The sequence below is a fragment of the Ruegeria sp. AJ12 genome (assembly GCF_056536245.1).
The window spans coordinates 2718217-2742198 of sequence record NZ_JBQFJJ010000001.1; the positions used below are offsets into that span (position 1 = coordinate 2718217).

Below are 23982 nucleotides of genomic sequence, written 5' to 3' on the forward strand. Positions count from 1 at the left end.
TAAGAAGCACCAAAACACTATATAGGAAGTATCAAGCCGGCCGTGGTTACGTTCTGTTGAACTCCACGAACGATTGTAGCGACTAAATGGGGAAGCATTCTGAACTTATTCGGCGAGTTGCAACCAATTTGGTTGGTTCTTGCGTAGCCAATCCTTTGTCAGGCTCATTCAGTAATTGAAGCGTCTGGTTTTTGCAGAGGCATTCTGCCTCAGAATCACCTCAAAACCCTTTACCGCTGTATGTCAGTGGATCTGTTTATGTGACTGATAATGAAGACAAAATATGGCAGGTAGCACAAAAATTACAACCGTAGCACGGCTTCGCGATCTCCTCGCCACCCTAGAACGTGACCTTGGTTTTGAATCAATTTCGCCCAACGAGTTAGACATACTTTATGTAGTTCGATTGCTTTGTGACGAGTCCGCGCTAGGCACTGCTGAGACAGCAGATATTCGCAATCACAAAATTGTGAAAGGCATGAGCCAACCAACGTTCAACAGGGCGCTTCGGTCACTGATAGATCAAGGTTACCTCGAACCCGCCCCGAATTACAAAACGAGGCACTACCGGCTTGGACCCAAAACAGCGGAAGCGTAGTGTCCCTAGCGCAATCACCTCCTCCGGATTGTAGAAAGTAATGGGTCAAGCCCACTCGGCGAACGTTAAGCCCCACAAACTCATGTATTCGCCTGCACCGCGGAGAAGTCATAGAGATTGTCATCCGTTAGAGTGCCGACCGATGTGTCCTCCAAAATGGCAAGTCCCAATACCCGATCAGCATCCTCAGCCGTTTTGTCCAGGTCGACACTGACCACCAATGTGTCATCGCCGCTTGAGTCTGAGACAGCAACCTGAATGCTGCCATCCTCGCCGTCCACCAAGGGATCAACGGCGTCCAGGATCGCGGAGATATCCGCGCTTTGTAGACCGGACAGGACCACTTCGTCGGAGGTCGAAACAAGGCTGACATCTGCCAAAGTTGCGAAGCCTGTCTCTGCGTCAAGCGCATCATCATCGAATAGCACTTCGAAACCAGATCCGCGCAAAGCGGTGTCGAGACCCGCATCCGCACGGAATGCAATGACATCCTTTCCGTCCACATCCGCTGACCCGGCAGTAAAGCCCTGAATCTGGTTGAGGCCTTCCGTTGGTTCATCGATGGAGAGCAGGATGAAGTCGGAACCGCCCGCAGACACATCAATCACGTTTTCGAGGATGTGGTCGATAATTACGTCGTCGCCGTCGGTACCGGTGATCGTAGACAGCAAAGCCTTGTTATTGTCAGGGTCGGAGGATGGCACTATCGCCGCATTGGCCCATTCGCCGGGAATCTCGACTGGCTCAGGTCGAGCGAAATACACCAACACTTTATCGGTTTCGGCCACATATTGGTTGCCCGAGAGAGTCAACCCACCGTTTTCGTGGTCGCCGCTGAACCCGATGGCCTCATCATTCCCGTCAAATGTGCTGTTGATGACAGTCAGGGTTTCGGGGTCATCAGTTCCAATACCCGCTGTATTTCCCGTGAACACCGCGCCATCAATATACAAATCGACCCCGCCATCTCCATCTCCTGGATTGAGGTAGATGCCGCTTGTGAGGTTTGTAAACGAACCGCCTGAAACGTTGATGTCCGCTTGAGTTCCTGACTCGTTGATAATCCCACGAGTCGCCGAGCCGGTGTCATCCGTGATATCGACGTTCTCAACATTGAGCGTAGTGCCGGATCCTTTCAAATAGATGCCATAGGATGTTCCCTGCCCAACCTCAATATCCAGCCCACTAACGTTAACAACGATATCTTCGGTGTTGTCGGACTCGACGAGAAACCCGCCTTCTAGCTTCGAGCCATCGACCCCGATGATTGTCATCGAAGACTGGATAACAATCTGACCTTCGGTATACGTGCCACTTCCAACTACGATGTATGCACCGGCATTCGCCGCACCGATGGCATCACTCAGGTCGGTAAACGGGGTGATCCCGTTTGAGGCGTCACCGTCGGCGTCAATAACGCTATCGCCATTCAGAACGTAAATGCTGTCCGGAGGCATCACAAAGTCGTTGTCCGAAGAAAACCCATTCGCGAAGTCCCAGACCTGCGTTGCCAATAGATCGTCAGTATTTGCTAGACTACCGCTGTAGATTGGCCGGTCACCAAACTGCAGGCCGGCTGCATCCCGGTTGTCCTCGGCCAACTCATTGGGTACCCGAGCGTTGATCGCGGCATCGGTGATGTTTCCAAGTAGGTTGTCGTGCAAAGACTGCTGCCGCGCATCGAAGTCTGGCTCACCGCCAACCTTCGTCTGCACAATGTCCAGCAATGGCTCACCGCCGTCTAGGAGGTACTGAGCGTAGACATTGCCAAGCTCGACATTCGCCGCGTTCACGTCCGGGGTCCCGCCGGGGAACGCATCGTAGTAGCTGTTATCTGCCTGGTTCCACAGCAGTTTGAAAGTGTCCTCGACACTGCCCGCATTAAGCACATCAAAGAGATCGGCGGGCGAGTTGGAGCCGTTCACGGTGATGCCAGAGAGATCGATCTCAGGGGTCAGTGAGGGATTATCCACGCTCAGATCGGCGTAATCGACGTCGATGTTGAGCATGGCATCCGCCGGCAGATCGATCTGCAGGCCGTTGGCTGCGTCAGCGGTAAGGATCGTGTCGAAGCCGGTAACCTCCGTGGCATTGATCGGCACCGTGATGCCGGTGAGATCAACGGCGGCATCGAACTCTCCGACAAGTTTGACGGTACCGGAACCGCCGATCTGGAGGCCGTCAGCCTGCGCCGGCGTCAGGGTCAGTTGAACATCAGGCGCGACATCATAGGGGATGTCAGCGAAATTGACCTGGTCAAAATCTGTAAGGTCAGTGTCGACTTCCACAAAGTCCCCATTTGCAGAAAAGTCATCCCAGTAGATGTCATAGGCGGGACGATCACTGCTGGGGTTATTGGGATCTACACTGTAACCGTTATGGCCCTGCAGTATAACGTTATCCAAAGAGGACACGCTGAAACCGCCGTTATCCATTCCCACCGTCTGTGTTAGATTGCCCACCTCAAAGGTGACTGATCCATCATCATTCACTGACATCTTTAGGTCTTGGAAACTGCCGTACTCAAAACCTTCCGGCAAACCGAGATTGATCCATTCTGCAGCTCCACTGGATCCGACACCAGTATACACCCGGAATGTATCCTCGCCATTCAGAGTGGAAAACTCAATGATTGGATAGTGGAGGTTCCCTTCTGAATCGAGCGCGGTGGCCCAAAAACCTGCTTGGCGGAAGCCACTTGTGGCGTCCTCTGCGGGTTCCCAAGCAGGGTCTATATAGAGCCGAATCGAAACTTCGGTCGACCCGTCAGGTATATCGAATTTCCGACCTTGCGTCTGATCAAACGCTGTCTGATCCTCGACAAACTCAGTCGTCAGTTTCAGAACAGATTCGCCGTCAAACGTTGCATCGCCGATTTCGGCACCGAAGTCCGAAACTGTCTCGAAACTGGCTGGCGCGTATCGATCTACGTACCACACCCCGTGCTCCGACGCCGATGAATCACCAAGCTCAACAGCATCACTGAATTCCTCTAAGAATGCGGAACCAAAGTTTACTTGCCCATCCACAACGTCCTGCGCGTTGTCAGCGGCATCCTCAATATCACTTTGATCGACTTCGGTGACACTCTCTTCGGCCTCGACCTGTTCAGCGATGTCTTCGGCGATTTCGTTCTGGACAACCTGCTGCACATCGGCAGCCGCTTCAACTACATCCTCGTCATTTGCGGCGGCTTCCTCGACGGCGTCATCAACGGCAGCATTTGCATTGGTCGCCGTGTTCGCCACAGCGGCGATATCGCCCGCGTCAAGATCACCCTCTAAAGCACCTTCAAGCACCTCCTGAACCGTGCCGGCGTCGCTCAGAATATTGTCCGGCGCGTTGTCGGGATCTGCCGCGGCTTCGCTAATCTCCTCAGCCAGCTGCGCGATGATTTCGTCTTCTTCCGCACCTGCGGCAACGCCCAAATTGACGATGTTCACCACTTTCGCGCCGGCCGCAAACAGATCATCATTCCCCGATGCAATCGGGTCTTCATTCAACAAGTCGGTATCTTCATCCAAACCAAGCGCAGAATTGACCTGCGCAATCGCATCATCGACCGTGATTGTGTCGGTATCGTCCGCTTCAAAGATCTGCTGCACCAGGGTTGTCACTGGCGATATCACCGTGGAACCGGCCGGTGCCTTCAGAGTTCCTTCAAAGTTCAAGCCAGTTGAAATATCAACGCCCCCAACGGACACGATTGGTTCATCGCTATTGCCACCGAGCGAAAACGCCCCCTCGGAGTTTGTTGTGGTAGAGACTTCACCCTCGTCAAGTAAACCATTGTTGTTGGAGTCGCGAAATACGGTGGCGCCCGAGATGTAGCCATCAACTACGAAACCAGTGGTAGAACTGGAACCGCTGGCGTCATCACCTCCGCCGCCACCTGCGGCAGCCGCCCCACCAGCTACTGCAGCGCCAAAGCCCGCAAGAAGTCCACCCGGTGCTGCTGCCGGTACAACTCCAGCCGCTTCCAACCCCGCAAGCGCTTCAGCATCAAGCACATATTGCCCATCGGCCGTAACTGTGTAGTTGTTCGGATCGACACTTACGCTGCTGCCATCCTCCAGTTCAAGCCGCAGACTGCCGTCTGATTGAACCGTCGCACTTTCAACACCGCCTAGGTCACTAAGCAGTGTACCACCCTCTGCTGACGCCGAACTCGCGAACATCGGAATGACCAAGAGACTAATTGCGCCACCGGCGGCGGCGCGCCTTTTTTGGTCCTTGGCCCAGTCAGACAGAAACTTCACACGTGCCGCTTTTTCAGTTGGTATCTCGACTCGCTTGCAGCCCGGTTGATCTGCTAGTTCACTCTGTGTTGCTAGGTCGGAACTTACAGCGACATTCGAAATCAGTGTTCCACCATATGAAGCTGAGCGGAATCGCCCAAATGAACCCAAGACTGATGCAATCCCTCGATCAATGAACGGCTTGTTGAACGTAATCATGTGTGAGCTCCATCAATCCTAATATAGTCATTTTGACTACTTATAGCCACTTGAGTTGTCAACGACTATCTCAAAAAGATCTGCTTTTCATTGGAGAGTAAGTGGTTCATGCCTCGGACCCGTCAGAGAATCAACAAATATTCATGCAAGATAAAATCCATATTGATTTTTTAAGTGGCTTCCAACCAGTCTCAAAACGCTAAGTTTTGGCGTACAATTCCGACACGGAACGGCCTTTTCGGCCACCAGCATCAGCGCATTTCAAGTCAAAAATTATTTTTAGTCTTCGCCAGGTCTCACAGCAGTTAAATTTTTTCTATTTAAAAATAATATGTTATGTCTGTTTTTATCAAACCTTAGCTTATCACGTTGACTATATGCCCGCAATTTTATAATCATTTTGACTTGTAAAACAACTTGCCGTCGCCAGAGTTGGTCGACCAGGACAAGTGACAATGATTAGGAAATCAGGCTGCTTCGTGGTGTCTTGCCCATTTTGAAGGTAGCTTTTTGGTGCCGAGAGGAAGCGTCGTGAGGTATCCTCGCTGGAGTTTGGCAATGAAGGGCCGTGCAACGCGACACATATTGCAAGCCAGCCAGCTTCTGCATGTGGTTACGTTACGACCAGCTTTGAAAGATCAGACCACGTTGGGTCGAGCCGTTCTGAGGAATGACGCCGGAACGCCGTACGAGTACAAAAATCCTAACAAGCACCGATCGATTCCAGCGAAATGGCGCGGCGGAGTCGCTCTCCGCCTAGTGGCTCTTGTTGGATGTGGAGCATGCACAACAATCTATGAAAAAGGAATAGACACTGCAGACCAACTAATCAAAGAAGCTGGCTTACATGACGAGACTGTAAACCGGAGATCGACTCAACAAATCAGTTTGGGTACTGGTTACAATGATACAGAGTTTGGTAGACGAATTCACGACGCGGTTCTGAAGTTCCCGGCGCTCACCGGCCAGAACGCGCGTATTGCCGGATCTCTAGCGCGTTTGGATGCACTGAAGGGGAGCCTACGGCCGCAAGTCTCGTATGGTGTGACTGCAGGTCAGGATCTCATTGATGGCACCAGTGAGGCGTCAGCGAATGCTGGTATCACAGTAAGGCAGCTGCTCTTTGATGGAGCTGCCACCCAAAACCGAATTGCGAACGCGCAAATAAACCAGCAGATTTTGAGCTCTGAGTTCGATGTTCTTTTGTCAACTGTGGCGCGTCAAATGGCAGCTGCGGAGTTGGATGTTTGGCGTCAAAGAGAGCTCTTGGCGCTCGCCGAAGAAAACGTCGCAGCTCATAGATCATTTGTGCAACAAACTCGATCTCGAGCGCTGGGAGGCGTAATCGCCGAAAGCGATCTTCTGTCCGCAAGTAGCCGCTTGTCGGATGCGAACGCGAGGCTAGCGCAAGCTGGCTCCGCACTTGCCGGAGCAGAGGCAAACTACAACGCACTGATAGGTCCAGTACCCCACCCGCTTAAACGCCCGCCAACCCCACCTATCATGGCAGCTCAGGTTGCGCGGCAACGCATCCAAACGGCAGGTCAAGCAGCTATCGCCCGTTTGAGGTTGGCCGACGCCCGGAGCCAATATGATATCGCACTTTCCGGGCGATACCCAGGCGTTTTTCTAGAAGTTAGCGGGGGTCGATCCGACGTGTTTGGCAGCAATCCGGAAAACGAGACCTTTGCAGGATTCTCGATCGATCAGTCCTTGTTCCAAGGAGGTCAACAGAGAGCAAGGGAGCGCGAGAGTGCAAGCGCAATTGCCGCCGCAAAGAGCAATTTGGACGAAGTCGAAGTCCAATTGACAAGAGTAATCGAAGTAGCATTGGCCACTCGCGAGACCACCGCTTCCGAAATCGCAGCAGCTGCGGAAGCCGCCAGGTTCAACGCAGAAAACCTGGCTGCAATCCTGCAGCAGTTCCAGATCGGCAGACGGGATACATCAGATATTCTGGACGCTCAGCGCGATCTTGTGAACGCGAAATCGCGCATCATCAACTTGGAGGCTAACAGCATCGAAACCGAGTTCCTCATTTTAGAAGCAACGGGCGATTTGGCCTCCATTTTTGGCATAGATCGAAGCGCACTCACGCATCGCGGCTTGGATAGAGCGCTTAATGAATAGTCAGTGTCAATTTCGCTCAACTGTACTGATCGCAGGAGCAGTTGCTGCCGATGCGTGAAACAAGCTCTGGTGTGGCAGCCAACGACCCGCATCCCTTCGAACTATGCCTTGTTGCTGCCGCTCGGCATTTTGGTTGGTCCGTGTCACTTGCAAGCCTGCGAGGGTTCTCGTCGGTATCGGATGGTAATCTATCGATTGAAAACTTGGTGGATATCGCAGAACGAGCGGGATTCATCGTTGGTGTTGGTGAGATAGACTTAGCCAAAACGGATGCGGATCTTTTTCCCCTGATACTGACGACGCCCAAAGGTCGCGCCGCTCTGATAACCGGAAGATCAGGTGACCTTTTTTCTGTTCTGGACCCTGCCGTGTCTCCTACAGAAATTGGAATGCTGGACCTAGCCGAAATAAAAGGTACATACGAGAGCCAGGCCATCCTTCTGCGAAGGCGTGACAGAGCGACCGATAGCCCAGACCAACCAACGGTCGAGGGGCATTGGTTTTGGTCAACACTACTAAAAAGCAAATGGGCATACACCCAGGTGATACTAGCGGCTGCCGTCTCGAACGTGCTCGGTTTGTCAACGTCGATTTTTATCATGGTCGTCTATGACCGCGTGTTGCCAAATGAGGCAATTGAATCTCTTTTGGCTTTGACCTTCGGGATTGGTCTAGCGCTGGTTTTCGACTTTCTAATTCGTTCGTTGCGTACCGGATTCATAGACAGGGCGGGTCAAAAGGCAGACTTGGTGATGGGTCGCCTGATCTTCGACCGGCTTGTCGACATGCAAATGCACGCGCGTCGCGGCTCCGTCGGTGCAATGGCAAGCATCATGCGAGAGTTCGAGTCTCTGAGAGACTTCATTACTTCAGCAACACTGGTTACCATCGTCGACCTGCCATTTGTAGTACTGTTTATTTTCGTCATCAGCTTGGTTGGCGGCCCATTGGCTTTAGTGCCTGCCGTGGCTGTTCCAACGGTGTTGATCGTCGGTATCGCAGTGCAGCCAATTCTGAGTAGGATGGCACAAAGAAACCATTCGGAGGGCCAAAGCAAGCAAAGCGTTTTGGTTGAGACTCTTTCTGGACTCGAAACCATTAAGACAATTGGCGCTGCTCGGGTAATGAGAGCAAGGTGGGATCACGCACTTTCCCTTCAATCTGAGTCTTCCGCGCGCTCTCGAGCGGCTTCGCAGTTTGCGCTGAACTCAACTGCTTTTGTGCAGCAGGCTGCACAAGTGATGGTGGTATTCTACGGGGTCTTTCTCATAACCTCTAACACGGTAAGCATGGGAGCCCTAATCGCGTGTGTGATTTTGACCGGTCGAACCCTCGCGCCGCTTGCGCAGCTAGCACAAACAATGACGCGATTCAGCCAGGCCAAGGCTTCATACCGTTCGATAAACTCGCTTATGCAACAACCCGTCGAAAATCGATCGGATCGCAACTGGCTAGCCAGACCTCATCTTAGCGGTCGAGTTGAGTTTCGGAACGTCAGTTTTACCTATCCAGATCAAAAAAATGAAAGCCTTACAAACGTTTCATTTACAATCGAACCTGGTGAAAGAGTTGCGATTGTTGGCAAAGTTGGGTCTGGCAAAAGCACGATCGGACGGCTGTTGGTGGGCCTGTATCATGCCAACTCAGGGCAAGTTATAGTTGACGATAGTGACGTTACTCAAATTGCGCCGTTTGATCTGCGAAGCAACATTGGAGCATTGCTCCAAGATATCTGGCTGTTTTCCGGAACTATTCGGGACAACATCGCTGTAGGTGCAGAAAGGCCGAACGACGAGCAAATCCTTCTTGCTGCAAAGCAGGCTGGCGTCCACGACTTTGTTTCCAAACATCCAATGGGATACGACTTAAAGGTTACAGAACGTGGCGCTACATTGTCTGGTGGTCAGCGCCAGTCGATTGCGCTGGCGCGAGCGCTGCTCGGGCAAAAACCTATCCTTTACCTCGACGAGCCGACCAGCGCTATGGATGTTCAAAGCGAACAATCGTTGATCGACAACCTCAACGATTTGGGCTCGGAGCGAACCATTTTGCTTGTGACTCACCGCACCGCTCTTTTGGAGGCAGTTGATCGCGTAATTCTGTTGGAAGGTGGCAAACTTTCGTACGATGGGCCCAAGGAAAGGCTTCTTAGACGCGTTAAGCCCGCACAAGAGGGACCAGTGGTCGTTTCAAATGCCAGGCGATGATACCTTTCAGCTTGTACTCAAAAAGAGGACGAGCGATCGCGGCTTTCGCGCGTCGATCCTGTTGTTCCTGATTTTGACTTTGCTGGCCTCAGTAATTGTTTGGTCCGCATTCACCGAGATTGACGATGTTACGCGGGCGGAGGGACGCATAGTGCCCGGCAGTAATCTGCAAGTCGTGCAGGCTCCAGAAGCAGGAACTATTGAGCAAGTGTTTGTGCGCGAGGGGGACATAGTTGAAGTCGGACACTTGCTTATGCAAATGGACCGCACCCGTTTTGCGGGACAACTAGATCAAGAACAACAGCAGGCCTATGCGTTACAGGCTCGATTGGTTCGGTTACAAAGCGAGATTGATGGCTCCGAACTCGTCTTTCCATTGGAATTGAGGATGAGGGCACCGGGGATTGTTGCCTCAGAAAGCAGCCTGTCGGCGGCTCGACGCACTCAGCTAGAAACTCAAGTTCAAGTATTGATGTTACAAGCTGAGCAGCAGCACGAAGCCTTGTCCGAAGCTGAGGAACTCCTTCAACTCGCCGAAAGTACTCTTTCTCTGGTGAATGAACAGATCGAGACTATCGAACCATTGGTAGAACGTGGGCTTGAACCGAAAACCTCCCTGATACGCACGCAGATAGAGGTGAGAGAATGGCAGAGCCAATTGGCGCAAACGTCTTCGCGCATTCTGCGGGAACGATCACGTTTGCGGGAAACCGAACAGCGTATCGCAGCTTTAGAAAGCCAGTTCAAGTCGGACGCACTAGAGGATTTTTCTCATACTAACAATGAGTTGGCAAGCCTCACGCCGTCAATTCCTGTTTTGGAACAACGCGTTAAACAAACTGACATCGAGTCACCAATCCACGGCGTCGTTAATCAAGTCTTTTTCTCACACAAAGGGGCGATCGTATCCACCGGGGCAGACCTTATCGAGATCGTACCACACGCAGATGAGCTAGTTGTCGAAGCGTTTGTCGCTCCAGCCGATATTGCGTTTCTTTACGTCGGACAATTGGTCAACGTTAAAATTACCGCATACGATTTCTCTAGGTATGGCGCCTTGGTTGGCGAGATAATCCGGATTGGCGCAAGTCCAGTTGCGCATCCAGAACGCGACTACAACGTATTTGCTGTCGAAATCGTCACATCGACCACCTTATCAGACTCTGTGGGAGAACCCTTGCCAATTGTGCCTGGTATGGTCGCAGAGGTGGAATTCGTCTCTGAAAAAAAATCGGTCCTGGAATACATCACTCAACCCGTTGTTCGTGTGCGCGAGCGGGCATTCCGCGATTAACAACTCGTTCGGGCTTCTCCCGCCAACGGGATCCTCGGCCGACTTTTTCCCGCTCCTTGCCGAGTTTCAATCAACGCCTAGGGAACTCTACTTTCTCGGATTTCAAATCTCCTAAATGTCCCGAGTTCTTAAGCCCAGGCGTTAGGACCAATGCGCAATGCAATATCATCATCGCCCAGCTAAGTAAATTTTTTGTCATATTGACTTTTTATAAATGCTGTGTTGACGTTGACATCGAGGAAGTTGGATTACCCTCTCGAAACGCTTGAAACTGCTGAGGCTGGAATAATGCATGAAGATGCTAGTTATGGTGAACTAGTAGCCGCGAGCAGGTCGGACGCTGTGTTGAACCTGGCGATCATCGCTTCTGGAGCTATATGGATATCCTTGGCGGCTTCAGTCTTGTTGGGGGCTCTGCTTCCATCAAGCACGATTTTTCCAATTTTTTCCAAGTATTTGTTTTTCACACTAGTGATCGTTACGCTCTCGGCTGTAGTCTGCGCCATCCTTACCAATGTACGTTTTTGGCTCACACCAAACGAAGGCACCGCTTCGAAACAACTTCTCAACCCTCACAACTCAGATAATCAGACGGTTCTCCGCGTCGCACACGGGTCATCACCAGACAATTTCCAGCGTAGAATCTTGACAGCCGAAAAAAGTCAAATCGAATACTGCAGGAAAAGTGCTCTACGACATGACAAGACTGAAGGCAATCGCACCCGTCAGCTGTGGCGGAATGTGACGAGACTTGAAGAAGTAGCTTGCCGAATTCCATCGGAAGAGAAATTCGCTTCTGTTCGCCGCAAGGCAAGTCGTAAACTGTCCTGGTCCGGCGATTTGCCGCTGAGTTTGTGGTCTGACGCGACGACCGTTGACCCCCTTAACCCCAAGAAGGCTCTGTATCCGGAACAAGTTTGCAATGAGCTTGTTGATCGGCTTGTTGCGGCAGCAACTAGCATCGAGCAAGAGTCCAAGAATAGATCGACCAGCATTGTTGGGTACTTTGGGCATGATGACAGTTTGGACCGAAAGCCCATTGAGACTTGGGCTGACGAAACGGGAAACACTGTTATCTGCGTGTCTCCCGACGAAAACTGGAAGACCGTTCAGTCGTTTCTTAGAATAGCGGATCTTTGTTTCGTGGACGCCGATATCATGGGCGATCTGGAAGAAACTATATCGTTTTGCCTTGAGCTTCGGAATTTCGATCCAGGCGCCACAATAATCCTGGTCTCCAGCCAAGTTAGGGGTCACGACTTGACGGCCGAAAGAGCGGCAATTTGCGACGCCACGCTGAAATCACCCCTCACTTTAGCCGCAGTGACCGAAGGAGTTTCGGCTGCAAAGACGAATTCAGACGGGAGGCTTTCTTTCGGGAACTATCCCCTTCTCTAAGGGCAATCTATTGAGAATATGCAGCTTGATCCAGGACCGCAGCAGGTTTGTTTTTGGGATGGTGAGATTGAGTGTTTCCCACCCGCGTTGGGGTGGTGGCTGGATTCCCAAAACAATACCTAAGTCTCTCGCACTATTACACATTCCTTCAGCGCACTGTCGAAATAGAAGAGCGGCACACAACATCATTCCCCAACTCTTGCAAGCGCTCTCGGCGTAGAGCCTAACCGCCTCTCGCTTTGAAGGCTGCGGAGCACAAACAACCAAAATCCTAATGCAAAATTCACCCAATAGGAGCAACGGAAACAAACTGGGACGCCCTTTGTGCATAGGTACCAATGTTACTAAATTGGGAAAACCAAACCGATGCACGCCCATGAGGTTTCCATGAAACAAAGATGCCCGGCTACCCTTTACTTTTCTACATTCACCCAAGTCGACAACCCATAGAAACTGTAAACCATTCCTTTAGAAGGTAAGACTGGATGTTCTATAAAGGTGAAAGGTTGGCGCTATTTATTGATGGTCAAAATCTATTCGCGGCGGCAAAAGCTCTTGAATTTGACATAGACTACAAACTGCTCCGAGCAGAGTTCATGCGGCGTGGCCAACTGGTACGTGCGTATTACTACATGAGACTTTTGGACACCGCAGAGTATTCGCCCATTCGTCCGTTGTTGGATTGGCTGGCACATAACGGATTCACGGTTGTTTCAAAACCTGCAAAGGAGATCACCGATCCACTAAGGCAAAGCAGAGTAAAGCTCGATATGGATATTGAATTGACTATTGATGCACTGGAACTGGCACCGCGCGTCGATCATGTTGTGTTGTTTTCAGGAGCTCGGGATTTGCAGCGCCTTGTAGAAAGCTTGCAAAGACAAGGTTTACGGATATCAATCGCGTCTACCATACGCACTCGGCCTCCTTTGATTGCAAACGAACTGCGTCGACAAGCAGACAGTTTTATCGAACTTAATGACCTAAGGGGGACAATCGGTCGCCAGAAAGGAAAGTTGGAGCCAGGCGGCTAGGATTTGCCTCGGAGCACCTGGGGCATCCATAAACAGACCCACCCGGCTTATATACAGTGACTTGAAGTCAAGACTTAACTGAGGGTTCAGAACGTGAGCTCAGAAACGATGTAAATGGCCGATGGCGACAAGCCCATATCCTTCGTTGCGGACCGGGGTGCGCCGCCACTCCTTCAACCCTGCAACGGCATGCTCGATACCGTGACACTTGCAAAAGAACCCCTAGATGGAGGTTGTTGACATAGTGCACTGGGCTCTTGATGGGTTTCAAATGCTCAATCCCAGATAGTTCGGAAAAGTTCGAATTCAGCCCACGCCGCGACCTCCACCTTGGCAACTGCGTATTCCGAAAGCACACTGCATGACGTCCATTTTTGCAGCAGCATGGAATCCAATTTGATGCAACAGGCGCAACGGTAGCCGAGGCGGGAAGCGCGTAGACCTCAAATATCGCAGCGGTTCCCGCCTCGGCGGCCATTTGGGTCGAGCCAGAACAGCCCTTTCCCGACTTTGGTTGTGTATACGCGATGCTGCGATCGAGTCCGCTTTCCCGACATTCGCTGCGTGCGCGAAATCCGGTTATGCTCGTACTCACGGTCTGCCGGACAAACCGGACTTGTGCGGTTGCAGCTAATGCTGTTGCAGAAAACCTTCACTCCCGCAGCGCGAAATTTTCCGAAATGCGGCGAACTTCCCGTTTGCGTTCATTCGCCCTGCGAAATTTGCCGGAGCCAAACCGCGCCTCCGCCGCTGTCAAATTGGACAGACGAGACGCGGGACTATGCGGACATTATGACCTACACCTGTTTTGCCTACGTGGAACTTCTTTGCAATCGCAACGCAAACAATTCTGAGGTGCAGCAGCGTGCCTCGACGGTTAGATCCCGTCAACACGAGTTGAATTTAACCTGACCCTTCGCAATGATTTGACACAGCGATTATGGAACGAGAAAAAGCGAATAACGAAGGTGCAGACTACTGATTTCCTGATAGATCAAACCACATAACGGCTATGGGATGCCGAACTCCCCAAATACACTTTTTGTGTGCTGACCCAATTTCGGGGGCGGTGGCAGGCTGTCATCTGCGTCGATAGAGCGAATAATAGGCGGTGCAGCCATGGTAACTTCCGAACCCTTGGTCGTCGCCACTCGGACACGCTTCAGCCCAGCATGATCTGCAAGTGCCGACACAGAATTGATTGACCCATAAGCTATATCTGCCTCGGCTAAAAGGCCGGTGAATGCCTGCCGCGACAGGGATGCTGCGACACTGCCGATGATGTCGTGCAGTGCCTCAACATTTTCGACTCGGGCATTGTTGCTGTTAAACCGTGCATCCGTCGCCAGGTCCGGTTGCCCCAATACCTTGTCGCAGAAACGCGCAAACTCGCGTTCGTTCTGGATGGCGATGATGACTTGGGAGCCGTCGTTCACCTTGAAGGCGGCATAAGGCTGGATTGTCGGATGCATCAGGCCGACCCGTTTGGGCGCCTTGCCGCCGTATTCGTACTGCATCAAAGGAACGTTCATCCACTCCGAAGCCACACCGAAGAGCGATACGCTGACGCCATAGCCTTCGCCGGTGCGTTCGCGATAGAGGAGCGCTTCGACGATCGCCGCGTGCGCTGTCATCCCTGCGCCAATGTCGCAGATCGAAACGCCGATGCGGCCAAGGTCCTCCGGTGCACCTGACACATCCACCAGACCACTTTCAGCCTGAACCAGGAAATCATAGGCCTTGAGTGAGCTTGCCGGGCCATCCTCGCCATAGCCGGAGATATCGCACGTAATGAGACGTGGGTTCACTTTGCGCATCTCTTCCGAGCCGAATCCAGCGCGTGCCATTGCACCGGGCGCAAGATTTTGAACGAATACATCGGCTTTGGCCAACAATCGCCTCATCAGCGCTGCATCTTTTTCGGACTTCAGATCGAGTACAACCGATTCCTTGCCGTGATTTGTCCAGACAAAATAGGAGCTGTCGCCGTCAACGGCCGCATCATAGCCCCGCGCGAAATCGCCCCCGGCGCGCTCGATCTTGATCACCCGCGCGCCCATATCGACAAGGCGCGATGTACAAAGCGGAGCTGCCAGCGCCTGTTCGACGGACACCACGAGAAGGTCAGAAAAAGGATTGCTCATGTGGCTCTCTCCAGATTTAGGATTGAGCCGCGCCGAGTGCTTTGGTGACCTCGCGAAGATCAACGGCAGCTTCCAACGCGAGAATGTCAGCAGACACCTGGCCAACACGCTCGACTCCAAGCGCAACAGTTGCCAAAGTTCGAAACTTTGCCGTGATCTCGTCCGGTGTCATGCGATTATTCGGGTCGCCTTTGGCGTAGATCTGTTCACCAGAGAAAACCCGTCCGTCGTGGGTCTTTACGTCAACCAAAGCAGCAACCGTGTTGGGGTATTTCTCGGCCAGTTCCATGTCAGCCTCGATCTTGATGCGGGGCATCAGATCGTTGATTTCCGGATCGACCAGAGTTTCGTCCGAGAAGCGCTCCAGCGTGACCGCCCCGTCCTTGAGACCCAAAGACACGGCAAATGGGGTGCTGAGACGCGCAGCGAGTGGGCTCTGAGGTGCGTAGTTCATGCCCTGTCCAGGCATCGTTTCCGACTGAACAATACTGACTTCGGCAATGTCTTTCGTTTCGAGACTGTTTTCCGCGACCAGTTCAAGTGTCTTTGCCACGGCTGTATGGCTACACTGGATTGTCGGAAGCGATTTCAGGCCGCCAACGCTGATCTCGTAGTATTCGCCCAGCCGATCCAGCAGCGGCTCGGGATTGGGTTCTTCGGAGAAGGCATTGAAGAAGCCCGATGAGTATTCAAGGATGCCACGCGGGCCTGTTGCACCACCCTTGACCAGCTGTGCGAACAAAACCGCCTTCATCGCGGCCATGGCTGGGTGCAGGCTCTTAGAGAAATCGCCATTGTCGACACCGTAGCGAAGCCCGCCTGCGGCGTCCGCGGCGAGACCCATGGTCATCTCGATGCCAACTGCATCCAGCTTCAGAAGCTTTGCCGCAGCAGCAGCTGCGCCGATGCCACCAAAAGTGGCCGTCGGATGCCAAAATTTGTAATGGGTCGGCATGGTGCAACGCCCGATGCGCCCGGCCACATCGAAGCCCAAGACAAAGGCTTCGATGATCTCCTTGCCGCTCGATTGCAGTTCCTCGCCCAGGGCAAAGGTCGTGGCGACGAGGGAAGATCCGAGGTGGGAAATCGACGGCATATGCGTGTCGTCAAAATCGATTGTGTGCGCCATGGCGCCATTAGTCATTGCGGCTGTAACAGCGCTGGTTTTTCCCGCTTCGCCAAAGACGGTGGAGTATCCACCCGCTTTCTGAGCCGCGGCGAACCCGGTCACCCAAGAAACCTCTTCCTTGGCTTGAGCACGCCCTCCCAAGGCACAGCCGAGAGTATCAAGGATGAAGAGTTTCGCCTGTTCGGCGACTTCGGTTGGCAGATCATCGTAGCTCGTTCGAGCAACGAATTCTGCAAGCTGTCGGGTCAGGTCCGTTTTTTCTGTCGGTTGTGCCATGAAAATCTCCGGTTCGCGCAATTCTTGACGAGTTGTCTGTTCGAACCAGAAATCGCATCTGACAGGGCATTCAAAAACTAAAATGCATGGATAGGTGCTATATCAGGTTTTTATGATGCAGCTTGCTTGGCGCAGGTGTCTGGGTCATTCTGACCCCGCAACCATTCATCAAGGGAGGCAGGGTCCGCTGCCTCCACGGCATCCCAAAGATCGGATGCCGAGTCTTTGCCCAGCAAAGCCTGAGCCTTGCCCTTGATCTTCTGCTCGCGAAACGCGAGCCCGCCTGTGCGATCAATGTCGTGGGTGATTTCAACGGTTCGGCCATCATTGGCCGTGATCCGGGCCGTTGCTTCCGTTTCCGCCAGCCCGTCAACGCCATTCACCACAACGCGGTCGCGCAGGGCAACGAGGTCCGGGGCGTGGCAGGCGGCATCAGAATAGGTGGTCAAGGCGGTTGTGTCCCGGCCCGCGAGAACCATCGCTGAACACAGGCGGTAGCTGAACTTCGCTTCAAGCCCCGTTTGGGGTTCAAGGATATTGCAGACCTTCAGATAACGCGGTGGCACCGAAAGTGAGACACTTGCAACCTCGTCCGGGTTTACGCCCAGACTGTCACGCGCTTCGATCAAGGCCTCCAGCGACGCGTGTGCACCGTGACAACAAGCATGAAACTTGTGCAGCACCGCTTCGAACATCCATGACTGGCCTAGGCTGTCCAGTATCTCGTCCGGATCCCGCATTTCTGCGGCGTGCGTAGTCGCGAAACCCTGGTCGGTCTCCAGCGCGTCAGGACGGGACACAAAGCCTGCCTGGGCAAGAAGCGCTGACTCAACACCATTGGACGCGGCCATGCCGGCATGAAACGGCTTGCCCATCGTTCCGAATTGCGCCCGCAAACCCGAGGCGCGCGTCGCGACCAGCCCGAGGGCGTTTCCCGCGCCCTGCACGTCCAGCCCCAGCAAACGGGCCGAGGCCAGTGCCGCGCCGAAGGCACCTGCTGTTGCGGTGGAATGAAACCCGACGAAATGGTGGTGGCGCCCGAGCCAGGCACCGATGCGGGTTGCGGCCTCCATACCGACAAGCGATGCTTCCAGAAACGTTTTGCCACTCGCTCCGGTCTTTTGCGCCAAAGCAAAACTTGCGGGAAAGACGGCGACGCTGGGATGCCCGAGATAGGCGAAATGGGTATCGTCGTAGTCAAGGGCGTGACTGATCGTTCCATTGGCCATTGCGGCTGCCCGCGCCGGCAGCTTCTGCGTCGTTCCGACAACTGTAGCTTCAGTGACACCGCCTTCGGCGGCGACATAGTCTCTGACGATTCGACTGACCGGCTCGTCCTGCCCGGCGATCGAAACAGCCAGCCAGTCGAACAGTGATATGCGTGTCATGCGCCGCGCCGCCTCAGATCGGCCCTCATCCAGAGAACCCGTCGCAAAAGCAGTGATGGCTTCAGTGATCGGAGCAGAGTTCAAGGTGTCAGATTTGGTCATTGGCAGTTCGTTCTCACAAGTCAGATCGGGCCTTCTTGGATACCACGCCCATTCTCTTGCATTGACGGGGATAAAAGTATGCGAAAGTAAATATAGTCACGATAACGGAATTCGAAGGTATTGGCGTGGATATCAAGCAACTTAAAACGTTCATCTGCGTTGCGGAAACCGGATCTCTTAGCGCGGCTTCGGACCGTTTGCGACTGGCGCAACCGGCTCTTTCGCGTCATATCAAGCTGTTGGAGCATGAGATCGGCGTTCAGCTTTTTGCACGGCATGTCAGGGGCATGACGCTGACCGAACCGGGAGAAAAACTCCTTGGGCGTGTTTCCGGGCTGATCCGCCAGTTGGAGCAATCGGTTGACGACATCCGCTCGAATGACGAAGTGGTCAAAGGCAATGTGGCGATTGGGTTGATGCCAAGCGTGAACACCGTCTTCGCCGTCCGTCTTGTGGAACGGGTAAGGCGCGAGTTGCCGGAAGTCACACTTCGGGTGGTCGAAGGGTATTCAGGCCACCTGATTGAATGGCTTCAGCGAGGCGATCTGGACATTTCGTTTCTCTATGGACCTGCAGCCGACCTGCATCTGCGCTGCAAGGAACTGCTTTACGAGGATATCGGGCTGATCAGCCCCCCCGGATCATTGCCCGCGTTGGGCCCACAGATCCGGATCGCTGACGCGGCGCACCTACCGCTTGTGTTGCCCAGCCGTCCGCATGGAATTCGAATGCTTGTCGATAACGCCGCTGTCAAGGCAGGTGTGTCTCTGAACATCGCGCTGCGGGGTGACGCGTTCTGGGTGTTGAAATCCCTTGTGATCGATGGGTCATATCACGCCTTCATTCCGCTCTCGGCGGTCACGGAGGAGGTCAAGGCGGGACTGCTGGAAGCCCGGACCTTCGTTTCGCCCTCTATCCGCCGACAACTTGTTATGGCGATGCCGCCGGACCGGTCAAACACAAGGGCCACAGATGCCGTCATCAATATTCTTTCCAGCGAGATCGCCACGATGATCGAGGAGGGTGTCTGGAAAGCTGACCCTGACGAAACTCTTATGGATCGCAATTGAAGCCGCCTCGAAAGCCATAGAAATGTTGCATGGCATTGTTGCCAACATTTTAATTGTTTGATTGCTCGAGACCGCTGATCTTGTCGAAAACGGCAATGGATCACCTCATGATAGCTTTCTCATTTTCGACACTTGAGATTACAACGCCGCGCGACCATGTGCAGCAGGTCACCCTGAACCGGCCGGCATCTGCGAACGCCTTCAATACGCAGATGGCACGTGATCTGGTTCAGTTCTACGAGGATCTGGCACTTGATCCTGGCGTCATACGATGTGTGGTTATGACTGGCGCTGGCGAGAAAGCTTTCTGTGCCGGTGCGGACCTCAAGGAACGCGACGGGATGTCGGATCATGACTGGGGTCTTCAGCATCTGGTCTATGAACGTATGATCCGAGCCATTCTGGGCTGCCCTGTACCGATCATCACCGCCGTCAACGGTGCGGCCTATGCGGGAGGGTGCGAAATCGCAGCAGCGGCCGATTTCATCTATGCCGCTGACAATGCGCGCTTTGCCCAGACCGAAACCCGGATCGGCATCATTCCTGGTGCCGGTGGCACCCAGACCTTGGCACGGGCCATCGGCGAACGACGCGCCAAGGAGGTGATCCTGTCGGCCCGCCCGTTCAGCGCCAAGGAGGCGTTGGATTGGGGGCTTGCCAATGCGGTATACCCGATCGGCGAACTGGTCGGCGCAGCGCTGGACACAGCCGAAGGCATTGCCAGAAATGCCCCAATCGCTGTCCGGCAGGCCAAGCAAGCGATCTATCGCGGGGCGCAGATGTCCTTAGCCGACGGTCTGGCCTTCGAGATCGAAGCCTACAACCGCACGATCAACACCGAGGACCGGCGCGAAGGCGTGCGGGCGTTCAACGAAAGACGTCAGCCAAAGTTCAAGGGGCAATGACTCGCATGACTCTCCCCGATAACGTCACCTTGCGTGAAGTTGGCCTTCGCGACGGTCTGCAGATGGTCGGTCAGGTCCTTCCGACCCAAATCAAGCTCGACTGGTGCCGAGACCAGGTGGCTTGCGGGTTTTCGGAGATCGAGGTGACGTCTTTCGTTCCGCCATCCTCCATTCCCCAATTTGTCGATGCGGCCGAAGTTCTGAAGGAAGCAAAGGCCATCGGAGGTTTTACCGCGGCGGTGCTTGTGCCGAACCTCAAGGGCGGTATCCGCGCGCTCGAGCGCGGGGCTGATAAAATCACTTTCGTTCTGTCAGCCAGCGAAGCACACAACATTTCCAATGTCCGGCGCCCGACCGACGCGTCGGCGGCAGAGTTCGAAAAACTTGTAGAAGAACGTGATACGCGCGGGTTGAAGGGCAAGGTTGCCCTGTCGGCGGTTATCGCGACCGCATTTGGGTGCAGCATTCAGGGCGAGGTGCCCGAAGACCGCGTTCTGGCATTGTCCGAAAGACTGGCCGCCGCCGGGGCGAACGAGTTGAACATCGCCGACACCGTCGGCTACGGCAATCCGCTTCAGGTGCGCAGAGTCTTTGCCTCCATTACCAGCTTGGTCGGACCGCTCCCACTGGCGGCGCATTTCCACGATACGAGAGGCACGGGGCTGGCCAATGTGGTGGCGGCCGTCGAGGTTGGCATCCGGCGTTTTGATGTGGCGCTTGGCGGGCTGGGTGGCTGCCCCTTCGCACCCGGCGCAACCGGGAACATCGCGACGGAGGATTGCGCCTACTTGCTCGAAAGCATTGGCTTGGGCACTGGGATCGATTTCGAGCGGCTATTGAAGCTGCGCGCCAAGCTTGAGGAATGGCTGCCGGGTGAACGCATCGAAGGTCGGTTGAAACAGGCAGGTTTGGCTAAGACCTTTGTTTCCGCCGCCTGACAGAGCGTTGCAATTATGTTATAGCGTCCATATCCGCGTTATAATTTTGTCACCGCATGGCATTTGTAAGGCTGCACCTGCAAAGGCGTCCTTCCTCGGAGGGGGCGCATCAACCATGGGAGGACAATATGATCATCGCAAAACTATCAAAATATGCTGCCGTATCAGCTCTCGCCTTGGGCCTGTCGGGCGCAGGCGCGATGGCGGAGTCACTGAAGCTGCTGAGCTCTTGGGCATCAAACCAGGCGACATACCGCGTGAACGTTGAAACTTTCGTGGCAAAGGTCGAAGAGTACACGAACGGTGACGTTGAGTTCAGCATTATCGGACCGGAATCGATCAGCCCGCTGGAGCAAGTCGAGCCACTGCAAACAGGCATTGTGGACCTTGTTTTTTCCCACCCCGCATATCACGCTGGCACATCCAAAATCGGCATGGGGGCCGACGGTATCGCCGTTGACCCGCAAAGGTGGCGGGAGACAGGCATCTTTGATGCATTCGATGAATACTATCAAACACTCGGCATCAAGGTCATTGGCATCATGCCGCTTGGCGAAAGCGGTTTCCGTTTTGTCACCAATCAGGCAGTCGATGGGCGAGATCATTCCTTCGAAGGCATGAAGCTGCGTGCAAATGCATCGTATATCAACATCATCGAGAAACTTGGCGGCAGTCCGGTTCCGCTGAGCGGCGGTGAAATCTACTCCTCGCTGCAAAATGGCGTCATTGATGGTGCACCGTGGGGCGCGGCCGGCATCGTGGACTTCAAGCTTTACGAGGTTTCAAGCCACGTTTTGCAGCCGGACTTCGGATCGCTGTCCAACTGGATGTTCATGAACCTCGACAAATGGAACAGCCTGGACGCCGAAACTCAGGAAGCGATCACAAGGGCCGCCGCTGAGACCGAGATGTACGCTCTCAGCGAGATCACCCGGATCGCAGCTGACGAGTTGGCCGTTCTTCAAGAGAAGGGAATGGCGATCACAAACATGAATGAAACTGAACAGGCGAACATTGACGCGTGGATGTCCGAGGCAATGTGGGGGCTCGCAATGGAAACCGACGCGGACGTCGCCGCAGGCATTCGGGCATTGGCAGTCGAAGCGGGGCTTTCTCAGTAAATGCACTTACTGAAGCGTGTTGAAAAGAGAGTTGCGGAGGGGATGCTTATCCTCTCCGCACTTCTTCTGGCAGGAATCGTCGGGCTTTTCGTGATGGAGATATTCATGCGTTATGTCATGAATTCACCAACTAAGTGGGGCAATGACGTCATTAGTTTCATCATGCCTGCAATGATTTTTTTTGCTCTACCTGAGGTTACGCGCCGCAATCAGCATATCGCGATCACCTTTCTTGTGGAAATCATGGGGGGCCGACTTGCAGAGTATTGGGGGCGCGTGTTGGCGTTCGTTTCAGCAATTGTTTCGGTTTTTGCTGCGTATATCGTCGCTTCATCTGCACTGAAGCAATTCTCGACAAACATCATGACCAACACTGTTGTTCAGGTGCCCAAGTGGGCGTTGTTGTCACCTATTGCGCTTAGTTTCGTAATCGTCGCTTTGGTCTTTCTCGTCACCGCCTTGGCTGGGAGATCAGAGATATGAGCTGGGCCGAAACACTTCTCATCCTGCTCGGGCTACTGCTAGGTTCCTTTGCAACGGGCCTTCCGGTTTTCATCGCCTTTTTTGCGATCTGCATTGGCGCAGTCCTCATGCTGTTTGGTTCGAACGGATTCGGGCTGGTCGCGAACTCGATCCTGACGGCGACTTCCATTGTATCCCTGAGCACGGTGGCCATGTTCGTTCTCATGGGCGATCTGTTGTTTCGTTCTGGGTCGACCGATGTTTTGTTCGATGCGGCGAACCGGGTTTTTGGTCGTTTACGCGGGCGATTGTATTTCCTTGTAATCGCTCTTTCGACAATATTCGGCGCCTTGTCAGGCTCTATCGTCGCGGTAACGGCCATGCTCGGGCGTTCGGTTCTGCCTTCTATGAATCAGCGCGGCTACGACGAAGGCCTCTCAATAACCACGATCTTATCCGGAGCCAGCTTGGCACCAATCATCCCGCCTTCAATCGTTGTCATTATCCTTGGCTCGTTGGTAAACGTCTCGATCGCGGGACTGCTTGTGGCGGGGTTATTGCCGGGGCTTCTGATTGCAACATTAACCGGGCTCTATGTCTGGGTGCGGATCAAGCGCAATCCGAACCTTGCTCCTGACGACGCAGCCGAATTGGCGGAAGACGGCGACAGTATCGGATGGATTTTGTTGAAGTGCCTGCCTTTTCTGATGGTTATTTTCTCGGTCATTGGGTTCATTCTTCTCGGCGTTGCCACGCCCTCTGAGGCCGCAGCCAGTGGGGTCGTTGGTGCCTTGATCACAACCGCGCTTTACCGAAAGCTTAGCCTGCCATTTCTTTTTGACAGTCTGAAAGAGGCAGCGCTGTTGACCGGTTCGATCATGGCAATCTTTGCCGCTTCGAGCCTGTTTGCCCAGATCCTGTCTTTTACCGGCGCTTCGCAAGGCTTCCTGAAATTCTTCCTGGCGCAAGACCTCACCGGCCTAACGGCCTTCCTGGCTATCATGCTAATCACCTTGGTGGCCTGCATGTTCATTGATGTGATTGCCTACATGTTGGTCAGCGTTCCGATCTATGCGCCGATCGCGGATGCCTTTGGGTTCGACCCGATCTGGTTTTGGGCAATCTACCTGATCAACGTCACCCTTGGCTCAGTGACACCACCGTTTGGCTACGCGCTTTTTGCGCTTAAGGCTGCTTCCCCAACCCTCCCGATGGGCAAGACCTACCGTTCTGCGTGGAGCGTCGTAGCCATTTTCGCAATAGCGATCACGTTGCTCTACCTTGTTCCCGGCATAGTCACGTTGATCCCATCTTTGCTGTGAGACACCT

At 53.7% G+C, this 23982-nt stretch carries 15 protein-coding genes; 11 read left to right on the plus strand and 4 right to left on the minus strand.

All coding sequences use genetic code 11. The features are described 5' to 3' along the window. Nucleotides 1-678 precede the first annotated feature (678 nt). The gene (locus ACR3E0_RS13610; RefSeq protein ID WP_480479352.1) at nt 679-5055 is read right to left on the minus strand and encodes a hypothetical protein; all 4377 of its coding nucleotides are present in this window, start codon (nt 5053-5055) and stop codon (nt 679-681) included. A gap of 558 nt (nt 5056-5613) precedes the next feature. On the opposite strand from ACR3E0_RS13610, the gene ACR3E0_RS13615 reads away from it, so the two are divergent. From ACR3E0_RS13615 to ACR3E0_RS13635, 5 genes are all read left to right on the plus strand, one after another. Further along, nucleotides 5614-7185, plus strand: coding sequence for a TolC family protein (locus ACR3E0_RS13615; RefSeq protein ID WP_480479353.1), 1572 nt, complete (start codon nt 5614-5616; stop codon nt 7183-7185). A gap of 50 nt (nt 7186-7235) precedes the next feature. Beyond that, nucleotides 7236-9392: a type I secretion system permease/ATPase gene (locus ACR3E0_RS13620; protein ID WP_480479354.1), complete on the plus strand. Its 2157-nt coding sequence runs from the start codon at nt 7236-7238 to the stop codon at nt 9390-9392. Beyond that, nucleotides 9379-10686 carry an HlyD family type I secretion periplasmic adaptor subunit gene (locus tag ACR3E0_RS13625; protein WP_480479355.1) on the plus strand — a complete coding sequence of 436 codons (1308 nt, stop codon included), beginning with the start codon at nt 9379-9381 and terminating at the stop codon, nt 10684-10686. The genes ACR3E0_RS13620 and ACR3E0_RS13625 overlap by 14 nt, the downstream gene beginning before the upstream one ends. 345 nt (nt 10687-11031) lie before the next feature. Next, nucleotides 11032-12084, plus strand: a complete 1053-nt coding sequence (locus tag ACR3E0_RS13630; protein WP_480479356.1) for a hypothetical protein — start codon at nt 11032-11034, stop codon at nt 12082-12084. Nucleotides 12085-12569: 485 nt separating this feature from the next. Then, the gene (locus tag ACR3E0_RS13635; RefSeq protein WP_480479357.1) at nt 12570-13118 is read left to right on the plus strand and encodes a LabA-like NYN domain-containing protein; all 549 of its coding nucleotides are present in this window, start codon (nt 12570-12572) and stop codon (nt 13116-13118) included. Nucleotides 13119-14128: 1010 nt separating this feature from the next. On the opposite strand, the gene ACR3E0_RS13640 is transcribed toward ACR3E0_RS13635, so the two are convergent. The 3 genes from ACR3E0_RS13640 to ACR3E0_RS13650 all read right to left on the minus strand — a co-directional run bounded on the left by ACR3E0_RS13640 (nt 14129) and on the right by ACR3E0_RS13650 (nt 18157). Beyond that, entirely contained in the window at nt 14129-15262 is a 1134-nt protein-coding gene (locus ACR3E0_RS13640; protein ID WP_480479358.1) for a CaiB/BaiF CoA transferase family protein, read from the minus strand. Nucleotides 15263-15278: 16 nt separating this feature from the next. Then, a complete protein-coding gene (locus ACR3E0_RS13645) occupies nt 15279-16667 on the minus strand; it encodes an MmgE/PrpD family protein (RefSeq protein WP_480479359.1) in 1389 nt (462 codons plus the stop codon). 110 nt (nt 16668-16777) lie between these two features. After that, complete coding sequence (locus ACR3E0_RS13650) at nt 16778-18157, minus strand: MmgE/PrpD family protein (protein WP_480479360.1); 1380 nt, start codon at nt 18155-18157, stop codon at nt 16778-16780. 125 nt (nt 18158-18282) lie between these two features. On the opposite strand from ACR3E0_RS13650, the gene ACR3E0_RS13655 reads away from it, so the two are divergent. From ACR3E0_RS13655 to ACR3E0_RS13680, 6 genes are all read left to right on the plus strand, one after another. Further along, entirely contained in the window at nt 18283-19227 is a 945-nt protein-coding gene (locus ACR3E0_RS13655; RefSeq protein ID WP_480479361.1) for a LysR substrate-binding domain-containing protein, read from the plus strand. Between the two features lie 95 nt (nt 19228-19322). Next, nucleotides 19323-20132, plus strand: a complete 810-nt coding sequence (locus ACR3E0_RS13660; protein ID WP_480479362.1) for an enoyl-CoA hydratase/isomerase family protein — start codon at nt 19323-19325, stop codon at nt 20130-20132. 5 nt (nt 20133-20137) lie between these two features. Then, the gene (locus tag ACR3E0_RS13665) at nt 20138-21070 is read left to right on the plus strand and encodes a hydroxymethylglutaryl-CoA lyase (protein WP_480479363.1); all 933 of its coding nucleotides are present in this window, start codon (nt 20138-20140) and stop codon (nt 21068-21070) included. A 128-nt stretch (nt 21071-21198) separates the two neighbouring features. Next, on the plus strand, nt 21199-22191 hold the full coding sequence (locus ACR3E0_RS13670; RefSeq protein ID WP_480479364.1) for a TRAP transporter substrate-binding protein: 993 nt from the start codon (nt 21199-21201) through the stop codon (nt 22189-22191). Next, nucleotides 22192-22674, plus strand: a complete 483-nt coding sequence (locus tag ACR3E0_RS13675; protein WP_480479365.1) for a TRAP transporter small permease — start codon at nt 22192-22194, stop codon at nt 22672-22674. It abuts the gene before it with no gap. Beyond that, on the plus strand, nt 22671-23975 hold the full coding sequence (locus ACR3E0_RS13680) for a TRAP transporter large permease (RefSeq protein ID WP_480479366.1): 1305 nt from the start codon (nt 22671-22673) through the stop codon (nt 23973-23975). Before ACR3E0_RS13675 ends, ACR3E0_RS13680 begins: the two co-directional genes overlap by 4 nt. Nucleotides 23976-23982: the final 7 nt, after the last annotated feature.

Coding starts and splice junctions, on each gene's coding strand:
- ACR3E0_RS13610 (WP_480479352.1), bottom strand. CDS start 5,055: ATGATTACGTTCAACAAGCCGTTCATTGATCGAGGGATTGCATCAGTC.
- ACR3E0_RS13615 (WP_480479353.1), top strand. CDS start 5,614: ATGAAGGGCCGTGCAACGCGACACATATTGCAAGCCAGCCAGCTTCTG.
- ACR3E0_RS13620 (WP_480479354.1), top strand. CDS start 7,236: ATGCGTGAAACAAGCTCTGGTGTGGCAGCCAACGACCCGCATCCCTTC.
- ACR3E0_RS13625 (WP_480479355.1), top strand. CDS start 9,379: ATGCCAGGCGATGATACCTTTCAGCTTGTACTCAAAAAGAGGACGAGC.
- ACR3E0_RS13635 (WP_480479357.1), top strand. CDS start 12,570: ATGTTCTATAAAGGTGAAAGGTTGGCGCTATTTATTGATGGTCAAAAT.
- ACR3E0_RS13640 (WP_480479358.1), bottom strand. CDS start 15,262: ATGAGCAATCCTTTTTCTGACCTTCTCGTGGTGTCCGTCGAACAGGCG.
- ACR3E0_RS13645 (WP_480479359.1), bottom strand. CDS start 16,667: ATGGCACAACCGACAGAAAAAACGGACCTGACCCGACAGCTTGCAGAA.
- ACR3E0_RS13650 (WP_480479360.1), bottom strand. CDS start 18,157: ATGACCAAATCTGACACCTTGAACTCTGCTCCGATCACTGAAGCCATC.
- ACR3E0_RS13660 (WP_480479362.1), top strand. CDS start 19,323: ATGGATCACCTCATGATAGCTTTCTCATTTTCGACACTTGAGATTACA.
- ACR3E0_RS13665 (WP_480479363.1), top strand. CDS start 20,138: ATGACTCTCCCCGATAACGTCACCTTGCGTGAAGTTGGCCTTCGCGAC.
- ACR3E0_RS13670 (WP_480479364.1), top strand. CDS start 21,199: ATGATCATCGCAAAACTATCAAAATATGCTGCCGTATCAGCTCTCGCC.
- ACR3E0_RS13675 (WP_480479365.1), top strand. CDS start 22,192: ATGCACTTACTGAAGCGTGTTGAAAAGAGAGTTGCGGAGGGGATGCTT.
- ACR3E0_RS13680 (WP_480479366.1), top strand. CDS start 22,671: ATGAGCTGGGCCGAAACACTTCTCATCCTGCTCGGGCTACTGCTAGGT.